The organism is Clostridium sp. D5, assembly GCF_000190355.1.
GTDB classification, from domain to species: domain Bacteria; phylum Bacillota; class Clostridia; order Lachnospirales; family Lachnospiraceae; genus Faecalicatena; species Faecalicatena fissicatena_A.
Window position 1 is genome coordinate 351,148 of sequence record NZ_GL870814.1, and the last position, 12,372, is coordinate 363,519.

Consider the following 12,372-nt stretch of genomic DNA (forward strand, 5'->3'; position numbering starts at 1 on the left):
AAGTATCCTCCTTAATCAATCACTCTGACACCTTCGACGAAGATGTTTATTTTATCTACAGTCATACCGGTAAATTCCTCTACCTTATACTTTACATTGTTCATCAGATTGTCAGAAACTGAAAGAATGTTCACTCCATATGCAACAATCACGTGAAAATCTAATTCCAGTACGTTCTCATCAGAAAGCTCCACGCGAATCCCGTGAGTCAGGCTTTCCTTTTTCAAAAGCCTTACGAAGCCGTCTTTCATATTAACTGCAGCCATGCCGACGATACCGAAACATTCTACCGCCACAGAGCCTGCATACTTGGCAATTACATCGGGATTGACCGTAATAATTCCAAGATCTGTACTCATGCTACCCTTCATCATATATTACCTCCAGTTCTCGAATGGATTTTTCGCATAATCAACACAGGTATTATACTCTCTTTGCAGCAAATTTACAATATAGATTCATAAAGTGCTGCCAAAACATCCAGAATCTGCCCTTCCTGAATGCTTCCGCTGTTCAGGCAGATATCATATTGAGTCATATCTTCCCACTTTTTGTCTGTAAAGTAGTTATAATAGTACCTGCGCTGTTTGTCAATCTTTTTTACAAGAGCCGATGCCTCACGCTCGTCAATAGAGGCCCGCTCCATAATTCTCTCTACCCGTTTATCAAAAGGCGCATGTATAAAAACGCTTCTGCACCCTTCTGTACCTTTTAGAATATCATCGGCGCATCTTCCCACGATGATACAGTCTTCCTTCGCAGCCAGCCCCTTAATGATCTCGGCCTGTGTATAAAAAAGAACATCATTCATCGGCTCAAAACGAAACTGCCTTTCCATCTGCACTTCATCCTCCACAGGATATCTCCATGGATTCGCCCTCTTCTCATCGACCTTAAGCAGTTCTTCATAGGAAATATTCTTCCGTTCCCCTGCGATCTTAATCAATTCTTTATCATAATAATGAATTCCGAGCCTCTCAGATAATTTTTTTGCAATGTCATGTCCGTTGCTCCCATACTGCCGTCCAATTGTAATCACCCGTCTGCCCATAGTATTCCCCACTTTCCGCCCGGTTTGCAGGCTGCTTTTTTATATATAAATTATAAGTCAATTTTATCATGAATTGGAAATTATGGGAACCAAAAAAGCAAAACACCCCTCTTTTTTCATTTTACTTCCAGAAATTCAAAAAAATGCTTGCATTAAGAAATCCTTTCTGCTAAAATAACAGTGTTGTGAGTCTGTAAGGACTATTTCAGATTGTTAGGAGGTGCAATGATGGCTAAATGTGCTATTTGTGAAAAGGGTGCTCACTTTGGAAACAACGTAAGTCACTCTCATAGAAAATCACCAAAGATGTGGAAATCAAATGTAAAATCCGTTAGAGTTAAAACAGAAGGCGGATCTAAAAAAATGTACGTTTGTACTTCCTGCTTAAAATCAGGACGCGTAGAACGTGCTTAATCTGGACATCATACGACACGGGGGTACTCACTAAGGTGAGTACTTTTTTTGCGGTTTTTTGGCTGTGGGAGGAGGGCCGCCTGCGGAAGGATGGGAAGATGCGGCGGGAGCAGCGGATTGGGCTGGCATCGCGGAGATGGTTGGCTGTTGGAGGTTGGCAAGAAGTTCTTAGGCAACAACATCCCGCGCCGCCGGGCAAATACGCCGCCCCCGTCCTCCCGGCCGGATGCGCCCAGCTGATGGGGAGGCGAGTCTGGTTTCCGCCAAAGGCTGTGTATGCCGTTTGAAAGTCCTCAGAACGCGATTAGAAGCAGTTACAGAGAAAATGTGGGGAATAGAGGGCATGATTTGATTCACAAAATCAAATCATGTTGCCGCCGGCGGCCCGAATGCATCGGCATTCGGGCCAACTGCGGCAAGTACCTCTATTCCCCACATTTTGTCTGTTACTGCTTCTTATCAAGTGGCGCGGGCTTTCAAACGGCATATACAGCCTTTGGCGGAAACCAGACTCGCCTCTCCATCAGCGCCCTCCTACCCACAAAACATCTTGTAGCCTACTGCCAGGCAAATAAAGGTTACAAGCAGTCCGATTGCGTTGGGCAGTATGAGCATAAAAAACATTCCTATTGCAAACCAGAGTAATGCAAATCCTATTACTTTTTTCATAATCTGCCCCGCTTCCGGCAGGTGGTTTGGTATTATTCTATGCCTCTTTTTTAAATCTGTGCATCATTTTCGGTGGAATCTTCAGAATTCAGGATGTCCATGACATCATCTTCGGTCACTTTCTCTTCTTTTTTCGTTGTGAACTTGTCTACCATATCCGGCACCATGTCCAGAAGCTTTGTGATTGTATCCTGGTTCTTGATGTTGACCAGCTTGGTTGTTCCGTTTTTGATGACCAGAACCGCACTTGGGGTTATCTTCCCGCCCATGCCGCCTGTTCCTCTGCCTTTTTTATCACCGTTAAAGTAACCGGCTCCCATTCCGAACGATACGTCCACAAGAGGAAGGATAATGGTATCGTTGATGTGGATCGCATCCCCCACTACCGTCTTGGACGTCACTACATTGTCCATTCCCTGAAATAATGCCTCCACGGTCTCCTTAAAATTACTTCCTTCTGCCATGCCTGAATCCTCCTTATTCTTAAAACTCTATTCTCGCGAAGGCAACGAACCAAGTATACATGCCTGCATGTACATTTGGTGACTGCCCGTAGGGTCAAATACCCCGCAGCTCGCTGCGCTGCTAATTTGATGCCCAGTAGCTTGCTACGGGGCCTTTGACTTGCTTATAGTTCAAATTTTCTAATATGCCTGAATGTAGTGCGCACGTTTTTGTTCCATATCAGATTCCATCCCATGATCACCACGTACAGAACACGTAACTTTCCGGAAATCGCTATGTTCCCTTCCAGGATCTTCTGTTCAAAATCCGGCTGAATATTTGTATGTTCTCCCAGAAACGGGTATATCATACTGATGAGGCCGAGTACCTTTCCCGTTATACTGGGGTCCTCAAATCCAAAATGGAGGTCTGCTTCTACCCGCTTCGGCTTCAGAAAACGAAGCAGTCTGCGCAATTCTTTAAGCGCCGTGAAAAAGGCTGATCTGTGAATCTCGTCCTCTATAAACTCCAACAGCTTATCCTTCTTCTCCAGCAGTGTCTTTATCGTATCACAAATCTTCTCAAATGTATATTTTATCTTATTATAAATTCCCTGAATCCATTTGGAGCTCTTCTGATACTTTTTCTCAATTTTTGAAGCAATGCCTTCTTTCTCCGATTCAGTATCTTCAATCTTTGATGCAGATCCCGTTTTTTCTGAATTTGCTTTCTGATCAGCCGGTATTTTCTTCGAAACGGTTCTGTTTTCTGCTGACGCAGCTTTCTCTGCTGCTTCCTGGTTCTCTTCACCTTCTGTTATTTTATCAGGATTCTTTTTTCCCTGTAAGTTTTCATTCGGAAGATTTTCTTCCGGCGGATTTTTCTGCGGTGAATTCTCCGCCAATGAATCTTTCTCCGGTAAATTCTTTTCAGGCAGTTCTTCTTTCCTGCTCTCCTGCTGCTGTTTTTCTCCGCCGTCCAGCAGCTCTTCCAGAGCTTTCAGGTCCTCCTCTTCGGTATGCATAACGGCCCCTGCAGGCGCCTCTTCCTCTTCCCACTCTTCCTCCATGCCTCCGTATAGCTTCTTCCATGCAATCCGGATCGTCCACATCAGCTTCCCGCCGTCATAGACGGCACTGCCGCTCACCAGATGCAAAAGCCATGAAAACCGGATCTTCCCATAGAGAGAATCCAGGGTACCCTTGCATCTTCCCTCTGCCCGGTAACGCAGAGGCACAAAAAAGACAATGCAAACAAGCAATACCAGTAAACCCAGTATTGCAAGCAATATCCACCCTAAAATTTTCAGAATAAACAGGATTATATGTAACATCCGCTTTTACACTCTGCCTTCCTCATATTCTTTTTGTCGCCTCTGGATATAGCCGCGTATATCCAGGTCATTCGTCTTTCTGTAAATCTCTTCTGCAATGGCCTCCACCAGATAGAGGGCATCATCATATCCCTTGGCAATCCCTACAACGAATACGGGAGTATTTTCGTAAATATGCTGTTTGTACAGCACTGAGGAATAAAATTCCAGATGATTCTGCTGTCCCTGCGAAAGTGTGATGACATAGACAGAAGGCTGCAGGCTGTTGCTCTCCAGTTTCTGCATGACCTTCTCTTTTTTATCTTCCAGGTCCTCACTGACGTATAAGTCACAGTAAAATGTCATTTGCATACTCTTCACCACCCGGCTTTAATAGTAATAGGAATCCAGTATCTGTTTGGCAATCGGCACTGCCTTTGCCCCTGCATCACCATCATATCCTTCTATGATGACACTGATCACCAGTTCCGGATTATCCACGTTTGTAAAGCCCATGAACCAGGAGTGGGTCTTCTCCCCGTCATCCATGCTGTACTCAGCCGTACCTGTCTTGCCGGCAACCGTGTAGGACTGGCCGCTCAGCATGGTGGCTGTTCCTTCATCCACAACGGCCCTCATATATTCCTTGAGCTGAGATGCTTCATCAGATGTCATGAGTCTTTTGTAGCTCTTCGGTACGTTTTTGCGAATTTCAGCTCCATTTGCATTGGTGACCTTTTCTACCAGATACGGATCCATCAGTGTACCGCCATTTGCGATGGCCGAAGTTATCAGCGCCATATGATAAGGGCTGACCAGTGTTTCTCCCTGTCCCATGGCAGTCATCATCATTTCCGCCCCGCTGGAATTCTCATCGATCCGGAAGGATCCTTTTGAATAATCCAGAACTGAGGGGAGCTTCTTATTGAATAGCAGTTCCTCTGCTGTTTTCCTATAAGATGTCTTATTCAGAGACAGGCCGATATTTGCAAAAGAGGAGTTGCAGGAATTAGCCATGGAACCTCTCAGATCCTGCAGACCATGCACAGTACTGTCAAAACAGTGGATGGTGACACCCTCCGCCGTGATCTCGCCTGCACAGTCATACGTATAATTTGCATAATCGCTGTGCTCCCGCATATATTCCAGAGCCGTGACCACCTTAAACGTAGAGCCAGGTGCATATTGTCCCTGCGTAGCCCGGTTGAGAAGCGGACTTTCACTGTCATCCGCATTCAGGGCCTGCCAGTCCGCCTCTACGTTATTGGGATCATAGGTTGGACCGGATACCATGCTCAGAATCTTCCCTGTACTTGCCTCCATAACCACCACGGCCCCTTTATTGCCGCCAAGGGCATTATAAGCCGCCTGCTGAAGATCCGCATCCAGGGTTGTGACCACTGTATCACCCATATTCTTTTCGTCTTTAAATTCATTCATAAGCTTCTGCGGGAAAAATGCATTAGAAGTAAGCAGTTCAAAATTCTCGATGGATTCCAGCCCGCTCTTCCCGGTTGACGGATAGCTGTACCCCACGACATGTGCGAAAGCCGCCCCATAAGGATAATTGCGCACTTCTGTCCCGTCCTCAGCCACATTCGTCTCTGCCAGCACGTTTCCGTTTTTGTCCACGATGCTTCCGCGGATCACACGGTCTGCAAATGCATCCTGCCGCTCATTGTACGGACTGTTAACAATCGTCTTTGCCCGCACAATATTAAAATATACCATATAAGCCATCAAGGCAAGAAACAGAGCGACAAACAAGTACGTGACTCTAGCGAACTCTTTGTTTCGGAACTTCTTCGAACGCTGGCTTTTTGCCCGGCTGTTTTTTCCGCGGCGCCTTTCCTGGCTGTTCACTTCTTCGTAATTCTCTCTCTCTTCTCTTCTCAATAATTTCTTCCTCGTCTTCTCTTAAAATATACAGGCCCTGTATAATTCCAAACATAATCATCGTACTCAGCATGGAGCTTCCGCCATAGCTGATCAGAGGCAGCGTAACCCCCGTGGAAGGGATAAACTTTGTAACACCGCCGATTGTAAGGAACACCTGGAAAATATAGCAGGTTCCAAGACCAAGAGCTATCAGTTTATAGAACTGGTTGCGTATCGCCATGGCAATGTTCAGGAACATGACATAGCAGCTGACACACACCAGAATCAGGCACAGTGCAAATATCAGACCCATTTCCTCAGAAATGGCTGAAAATATAAAATCCTCCTCCGCTACAGGAATACTGTCCGGAAGTCCCTGGTACAGTCCCATTCCAAACCAGCTTCCCGTACCAATTGCAAAAAGAGACTGGGCTACCTGATAACCGCCCTCACTGTAGGATGCAAAGGGATCTTTCCATGCAGATACTCTTACCTGAATATGATAAAAAAGATGGTAGGCCAGCACCGCAGCCACACTCCCGCCTCCTATCCCGGCCAGCGCATACAGCGGTTGTCTGGTAGCTACATAGAGCATAACCAGATACACCACAAACATAATCAGAGCGGCTCCCAGATCCGTAGAAAGAACCAGGATCAGCACGTGCAGTGCAGCCACTGCCGTCGTAATCACCACATTCTTAAACTCCGTAGACTTGTTCAGACTTGCCGCCACGTAAAATACAAATAAAATCTTTACAAACTCCGAAGGCTGAATTCCGAATCCCGCAATCGTGAATCCCAGTTTCGCCCCGTCTGAGAGCTGTCCCAGAACAGCCACCGCACCCAGTGCCAGAATACCGACTCCGGCATAGATATAGGCCCAGTCCTTCAAAAACTTCAGCTTCCGTATCAGCACCGGCACAAAGAGTCCGATCACGGTACCCACTACCGCAAAGATAAACTGCTTCACCGCCTTCGAGTAGGTCAGTCTGGTAATCATGATAAATCCGACGCTCAGCAGCATACACATGTTATTGACAATCAGCCTGGATACCTTCGGATAAAGAACCCGGTAAAGTATAAGCACTGCAAGCAGAAGCACAACCTGTGCCGCATAGAAAAAAATCAGCTTTTTCTCATTTGTCTGCAGATACATTACAAGGTATGCAGTAAACTGAATCAGGAACATCAATACATTCTGCCTGATCAATATCCATTTTTTGTCTTCCTCATAAACCTGGGCGAATATGGAAAAACAGGAAAATGTATACACTGCCATCAGTATAATGATAATATACTTCGATAATTCTACTACAATATTAACCACTTTTTCACCTGCTTCTAAGTTATTCCTCGTTTAAAATGTCCTCTGGTACAGTCCGGATCATCCATACGAACCTGTCTGCCGCCGCAGTAAATCTTTCTGTACATGTCCAGAATTCTCCGGGTTTCCAGTCCGCTTTCCTGTGTAAACATGAGCCGGATTCCCGCTGGTGACAGTCCACATATCTCCTCCTTCAGGTCCAGGAGAAACAGCGGTTCTGTGTGATACATTACATTATAACAGAATCTGCAGCAGCGATTCACAGGAAAATCTTTCTGATACCTGTCCTTAACAACCGTAATGCCAGGTGTCTTTGTACATCCTGATGTCGTCTTTTCAACACACTGTGCAGACACCATAACAGGAAGCCTGCCGTAGACAGGCAGCTCCGCCCGTTCAATCATCAGGCGTTCCAGTTCCGCTTTGTTCAGTTCTACCGGCGCTGTGAACGCCTGAACACCACAGCTGTCCCAAAACTGTTTTGCAGTTTGGTTGAATACATATAGATTATGGTCCAATATGACCTTCTTGTCAAATCCATGTTCCCGAAGAAAATGAAAACTCTCATAATTGCGGAGTAAAAATCCGTCAAAAGCAGCCAGTGACTCCTGATTCTCTTTAAAATAAGACACTGCCTTTTGCCTGAATATATGGGGCATTGCAAGATATATCTCTTTTCCCTCTGCTTTTGCCTCGCGGCATATTTCAATATATGTGCCTTTTCCTATAAAATCTGTCCCTGAACTGCTGTCCAGATAAATCCGAAAGACCTCCGGGCAGGTAATTGCTTCTGCCGTCTGATCTTCCGTTTCGACTAATACGGATAAATAAGGGGACTTCTTTTCTTCCTGCCTTCCCGCCGTCTCTTTCCATACTGTATTTTTATGCTGAATTTCCGGCACACAACAGTTTCTTCTGTATGTTTTGACCGCAGCTTCTGTCAAAAGTTCCAGCGCACTGCGCCTGAGCTCATTCAATCTCTGCATTGGAAGAAACACGGGGCCATCCGTTATAACATCCAATTCCTCAAAAACAAACTCGGTATTTCCTGTTTTCCTAAGCTGTTTCTTAATCCGTTCTTGATCGAGGGGCTGACTTTTCGCGGCTTCCGTCAGCTCTTCAGTCTCTGCCGTCACAGTGATTCCCCGATACTCAAGCGTCAGCACCGCCGGCTTCTGAACGGCCGTCCGAAAACGTCCGGTTATCCGTTCCTGCAGAATTCCATCGGTATACCGCTTTTGTATAGTATCCAGCAGTTCCTGATTCCGGATTCGGGACAATACGGTTCCCTTTTTCAAGGACATTCCTTTCGGAATCAGAATCTGCACTCTGCCCCCCGCCGGAACCGCTGTTCCAAATGTGTACCACTTCTGGTATCCCGGATCACCGGACGGTCCCGAAGACCTGCCGCCGATACCATTCGGCCGTGTATTTGCATTATCTCTGCCAGTTTCATCCCCCAGCTCCAGGATGTCTCCTTTATGAATATCAGTAAGCGCTTCCCCTGAAACCTCACGTCCCCTTTGCGCAGTGACCCGCACTGCCGGCACACCGGCATGGTTCGGACGCCCAATAGAAAGCATTTCCCGTCCGTTGTGCTGCTTATAGTATCCCTGGCTGAATCCGCCGCGGTTATAGATATCCATCAGCATCTCTATATCCCTGGCAGAAACAGAAAACCCCTTCCTGCCATTCTGAAGATACATGTCCGTATATTTCCGGTACATGGCCGTAACCAGTGCCACGTATTCCGGCTTTTTCATCCGCCCTTCGATCTTAAAGGAATCAATCCCCGCATCCACCATCTCTGGTATCAGTTCCAGGGTGCAGATATCCTTCAGACTCAGAGCGTACTCTTTTTTCCCGTTTACCGTATAGGGAAGTCTGCACGGCTGCGCACACTGCCCTCTGTTTCCGCTCCGCCCCCCGATCAGACTGCTCAGCAGGCACTGTCCGGAATAACAGTAACAAAGTGCTCCATGAACAAAGCACTCAAGTTCAAGTCCTGTCCGTTTTGCAATATCCCGTACTTCTTCCAGAGCAAGCTCTCTTGCCGGCACAACACGCACTGCACCGTGCTCTTTCAAAAACAGAGCGCCCTCTGTGTTTGTGATCGTCATCTGTGTGCTGGCGTGGATGTCCATCTCCGGAAAATGCGCTCTTACAAATGCAAGCACACCTATATCCTGCACGATAACAGCATCCAGCCCCTGCCTGTACAGAGGCTCCAGATATCCGTGCAGCATCTCCATCTCCTCATCCTTTAACAGGGTATTCACTGTCAGATAAAACTTTCTGCCATGGAGATGAGCATAATCTATCGCCTCCAGTAGCTGTTCATCCGTAAAATTATCTGCAAAGGCTCTTGCACCAAAACGAGGGCCGCCTGCATATACTGCATCCGCCCCTGCCGCAACAGCCGCCTTAAAGCTCTCATAAGAACCTGCCGGCGCCAGTATCTCAATTTTTTTTCTGCCTTTTATGCCTTGTATCAATGGTGTTCCTCCATATAGGATAAAATAGAGTCTCATTTACGAAACTCGTGCCTGCGGTAACCGCAGTGCGCATCCCGCCGGGTGGGCTTTTTATCTTATAGGCAAACTTCCCTATAAGATGAAATAAGCTGTCCAACGACAGCCTATTCTTATTTTCTGCGATTCTTCATCTCAGTTTCTAATTTCACAATCTGCATCTGCAGATCGTTGTTCTCTTCCTTCATCTTAGCCAGTTCTTTTTCAGCGTTCTCCAGCTTAATCTGAACAGATATCAATTCGTGCTTCAGGTCGTACATCTCTTTGTCTTTTAGTTCGATATCACTCTCAAGGGAATCACCCTGTTTCTTCGCCTTAAAATAGTCGTCCGCGATATTCAGGGCAAGGAGCACATTCCGGGTGTCGGCGCTCTGTTTACGGAACCCTTCACTGTTCGCACATTCTGTAATCTTATGGTTCAGATAGGAAGAAACTTTTTGAAGATATTCTTCGCCTTCAAATCCGCTTAATGTATAGACCTTTCCTCCAATTAAAACTTCTGTAAAATGTTTTGCTGAACTCATAGCATCCTCCTCGCGTTTCTTACCTGTTATTATAAACTATATGAATACAAAAACCAACCATTTTTTCAAGTTATTTCCTATTCCAGGGCCAGAACAAACAGGTTTCTCAGTCTGAAAGCGGGATTCCCAGGTGAGTATAGGCCAGTTCAGTCGCCACTCTTCCTCTCGGTGTCCTCTGGATAAAACCGCTCTTCAGCAGATAAGGCTCATAGACGTCTTCCAGCGTCCCGGCATCTTCGGAAATAGATGCAGAAAGCGTGTCCAGCCCCACAGGCCCCCCCTGAAACTTTTCGATCATCGTAAGAAGAATCGTCCGGTCAATATGATCCAGCCCGTATTTGTCCACATCCAGCAGGTCCAGTGCGTAATTGGCTACTGCTTCGGTAATCACGCCGTCATACTTCACCTGTGCAAAATCCCGGACGCGCTTGAGAAGGCGGTTTGCCAGCCTCGGCGTCCCCCTGGACCGCTTTGCCAGTTCCAGCGCCCCGTTCACGTCGATCTCAACACCCAGTACCTGTGCAGAACGCATAATAATCGTCTTCAGCTCCTCCTCCGTATAGAATTCCAGATGATTGACAACCCCGAATCTGTCCCGCAGAGGTGCTGTCAGCATCCCCGCCCTGGTGGTTGCCCCGACCAGGGTAAACTTGGGCAGATCCAGACGGATGGAACGGGCCGTCGCGCCTTTTCCAATCATAATGTCAATCGCATAGTCTTCCATAGCGGGATACAGCACTTCCTCCACCTGCCGGTTCAGCCGGTGGATCTCATCCACAAACAAGACATCATGCTCCTGCAGATTATTGAGAATCGCCGCCATCTCACCCGGTTTTTCAATTGCCGGGCCCGATGTGATCTTCATGTTAACGCCCATTTCATTAGCGATAATTCCTGCCAGAGTGGTCTTGCCGAGCCCCGGAGGACCGTAAAACAATACATGATCCAGAGCCTCCTGCCTCTCTTTGGCCGCTTTTATATATATATTTAAGGTTTCTTTCGCCTTCTCCTGTCCGATATAATCTTCAAGATGCTGCGGCCTCAGGCTGCTCTCAATCTTTACATCTTCTTCCAGGTTTTCTGTTGTAATGATTCGTTTTCCCATACTGTCCCTCTGTCATCAATCAAAGCATTTTTTTCAAGGCTTCCTTCAGCACATCCTCCACGGTGGGATTGTCCAGCTCCACCTGCTTGACTGCACGCAGACTCTCCGTGCTTCCGTATCCCAGAGCCACCAGCGCCTGCACTGCCTCCGACTGGATTCCGCCGTTATTCACAGGTACTGCAGCCGCACTTCCCTCTGCCGCATGTGTAAGCACATCTTCAATGCTGAGCTTGTCCTTCAATTCAATAATCAGCTTTTCCGCGGTCTTTTTTCCAATTCCGGGTGCTGCAGAAATTGCCTTCACATCTCCCGCCATCACCGCGAACCGCAGGTCATCCGGTGAAAGCTGAGAAAGAATATTCAGTCCGCCCTTAGGCCCGATCCCGCTGACCCCGATGACCAGCTTAAACACCTCCAGATCGTCCCTCGTCAGGAATCCAAACAGCTGCATCGCATCTTCCCTTACATTCAGGTATGTATGGATCTTGACTTCATGCCCCGGCTGAGGCAGAAGCCCCATCGCCTGTCCGGGCATATAAATGCCATACCCGACACCGCCTACATCTACAATCACTTTTTCTGTCTCCACAGCAGCAAGTTCGCCGCGAATATATGAAATCATCGTTTTCCCCTTTTCTGTCAATTCTTATCTTATTACATCAGTGTCAGGTTCTTCAGCCGCCTGAGAACCTCCCCTGATACGATTCCAATCAGCGCCCCGGTGATCACTCCTGCAATCAAAAGCACCGGAAGATAATATCCCACCTTGTATGTTTCTACAACCAGCATAGCCACCAGGAGCTGTCCTATATTATGAAATACACCTCCCGCGATACTGACTCCAGTCACGCTGAAGGATCCCCTGCCCTTTAGCAGTGCCATAACCGTCAGGCTCAGAATACCGCCGGCCAGGCTGTATATGATGCTGAACATATTGCCAAATATAAATCCTGCCAGTACGATTCTGACAACGGAAAGCATCAGGGCCTCTTTTGCCCCGCATTTATACAGCATAATAACAATGAGCAGGTTCGCAAGGCCCAGCTTGATCCCCGGAATTCCGAACTGAATGGGAATCAGCATCTCCACATAGCTGAATATAAGGGCAAGCGCCGTAAAT

Annotated in this window: 14 protein-coding genes; 1 reads left to right on the forward strand and 13 read right to left on the reverse strand. The window is 47.0% G+C overall.

The window, feature by feature from the left end; all coding sequences use genetic code 11:
• Positions 1–11: 11 nt before the first annotated feature.
• A complete protein-coding gene (locus HMPREF0240_RS15150; RefSeq protein WP_035313712.1) occupies positions 12–371 on the reverse strand; it encodes an Asp23/Gls24 family envelope stress response protein in 360 nt (119 codons plus the stop codon).
• A 74-nt stretch (positions 372–445) separates the two neighbouring features.
• A complete protein-coding gene (locus HMPREF0240_RS15155; RefSeq protein WP_035313605.1) occupies positions 446–1,051 on the reverse strand; it encodes a cytidylate kinase-like family protein in 606 nt (201 codons plus the stop codon).
• A gap of 228 nt (positions 1,052–1,279) precedes the next feature.
• Between HMPREF0240_RS15155 and rpmB the strand changes: the two genes are divergently transcribed.
• Positions 1,280–1,465: a 50S ribosomal protein L28 gene (gene rpmB / locus HMPREF0240_RS15160; RefSeq protein WP_025657513.1), complete on the forward strand. Its 186-nt coding sequence runs from the start codon at positions 1,280–1,282 to the stop codon at positions 1,463–1,465.
• Positions 1,466–1,999: 534 nt separating this feature from the next.
• On the opposite strand, the gene HMPREF0240_RS25225 is transcribed toward rpmB, so the two are convergent.
• The 11 genes from HMPREF0240_RS25225 to HMPREF0240_RS15210 form a co-directional block, all read right to left on the reverse strand.
• A complete protein-coding gene (locus HMPREF0240_RS25225; protein ID WP_278245604.1) occupies positions 2,000–2,134 on the reverse strand; it encodes a hypothetical protein in 135 nt (44 codons plus the stop codon).
• Positions 2,135–2,184: 50 nt separating this feature from the next.
• Complete coding sequence (locus tag HMPREF0240_RS15165) at positions 2,185–2,598, reverse strand: GerW family sporulation protein (RefSeq protein WP_009004303.1); 414 nt, start codon at positions 2,596–2,598, stop codon at positions 2,185–2,187.
• Positions 2,599–2,762: 164 nt separating this feature from the next.
• Positions 2,763–3,911: a DUF2953 domain-containing protein gene (locus tag HMPREF0240_RS15170; RefSeq protein ID WP_035313610.1), complete on the reverse strand. Its 1,149-nt coding sequence runs from the start codon at positions 3,909–3,911 to the stop codon at positions 2,763–2,765.
• Between the two features lie 6 nt (positions 3,912–3,917).
• The gene (locus HMPREF0240_RS15175; RefSeq protein ID WP_009004305.1) at positions 3,918–4,262 is read right to left on the reverse strand and encodes a hypothetical protein; all 345 of its coding nucleotides are present in this window, start codon (positions 4,260–4,262) and stop codon (positions 3,918–3,920) included.
• 18 nt (positions 4,263–4,280) lie between these two features.
• Positions 4,281–5,786 carry a penicillin-binding transpeptidase domain-containing protein gene (locus HMPREF0240_RS15180; RefSeq protein ID WP_347462617.1) on the reverse strand — a complete coding sequence of 502 codons (1,506 nt, stop codon included), beginning with the start codon at positions 5,784–5,786 and terminating at the stop codon, positions 4,281–4,283.
• Entirely contained in the window at positions 5,668–7,095 is a 1,428-nt protein-coding gene (locus HMPREF0240_RS15185; RefSeq protein ID WP_035313613.1) for an FtsW/RodA/SpoVE family cell cycle protein, read from the reverse strand. Before HMPREF0240_RS15185 ends, HMPREF0240_RS15180 begins: the two co-directional genes overlap by 119 nt.
• A 14-nt stretch (positions 7,096–7,109) precedes the next feature.
• A complete protein-coding gene (locus HMPREF0240_RS15190; RefSeq protein ID WP_009004306.1) occupies positions 7,110–9,587 on the reverse strand; it encodes a DUF3656 domain-containing protein in 2,478 nt (825 codons plus the stop codon).
• Between the two features lie 149 nt (positions 9,588–9,736).
• Positions 9,737–10,147, reverse strand: a complete 411-nt coding sequence (zapA, locus tag HMPREF0240_RS15195) for a cell division protein ZapA (RefSeq protein ID WP_009004307.1) — start codon at positions 10,145–10,147, stop codon at positions 9,737–9,739.
• A gap of 106 nt (positions 10,148–10,253) precedes the next feature.
• Positions 10,254–11,252 carry a Holliday junction branch migration DNA helicase RuvB gene (gene ruvB / locus HMPREF0240_RS15200; protein WP_009004308.1) on the reverse strand — a complete coding sequence of 333 codons (999 nt, stop codon included), beginning with the start codon at positions 11,250–11,252 and terminating at the stop codon, positions 10,254–10,256.
• 19 nt (positions 11,253–11,271) lie between these two features.
• Positions 11,272–11,874, reverse strand: coding sequence for a Holliday junction branch migration protein RuvA (gene ruvA, locus HMPREF0240_RS15205; protein ID WP_035313615.1), 603 nt, complete (start codon positions 11,872–11,874; stop codon positions 11,272–11,274).
• A gap of 32 nt (positions 11,875–11,906) precedes the next feature.
• Positions 11,907–12,372: Gx transporter family protein (locus tag HMPREF0240_RS15210; protein WP_035313617.1), on the reverse strand; the 466-nt coding region annotated here is incomplete at its 5' end.

What these genes read in the sequence shown, in the direction of transcription:
- HMPREF0240_RS15150 (WP_035313712.1), bottom strand. Translation starts at nt 371, where the DNA reads ATGAAGGGTAGCATGAGTACAGATCTTGGAATTATTACGGTCAATCCC.
- HMPREF0240_RS15155 (WP_035313605.1), bottom strand. Translation starts at nt 1,051, where the DNA reads ATGGGCAGACGGGTGATTACAATTGGACGGCAGTATGGGAGCAACGGA.
- rpmB (WP_025657513.1), top strand. Translation starts at nt 1,280, where the DNA reads ATGGCTAAATGTGCTATTTGTGAAAAGGGTGCTCACTTTGGAAACAAC.
- HMPREF0240_RS25225 (WP_278245604.1), bottom strand. Translation starts at nt 2,134, where the DNA reads ATGAAAAAAGTAATAGGATTTGCATTACTCTGGTTTGCAATAGGAATG.
- HMPREF0240_RS15165 (WP_009004303.1), bottom strand. Translation starts at nt 2,598, where the DNA reads ATGGCAGAAGGAAGTAATTTTAAGGAGACCGTGGAGGCATTATTTCAG.
- HMPREF0240_RS15170 (WP_035313610.1), bottom strand. Translation starts at nt 3,911, where the DNA reads ATGTTACATATAATCCTGTTTATTCTGAAAATTTTAGGGTGGATATTG.
- HMPREF0240_RS15175 (WP_009004305.1), bottom strand. Translation starts at nt 4,262, where the DNA reads ATGCAAATGACATTTTACTGTGACTTATACGTCAGTGAGGACCTGGAA.
- zapA (WP_009004307.1), bottom strand. Translation starts at nt 10,147, where the DNA reads ATGAGTTCAGCAAAACATTTTACAGAAGTTTTAATTGGAGGAAAGGTC.
- ruvB (WP_009004308.1), bottom strand. Translation starts at nt 11,252, where the DNA reads ATGGGAAAACGAATCATTACAACAGAAAACCTGGAAGAAGATGTAAAG.
- ruvA (WP_035313615.1), bottom strand. Translation starts at nt 11,874, where the DNA reads ATGATTTCATATATTCGCGGCGAACTTGCTGCTGTGGAGACAGAAAAA.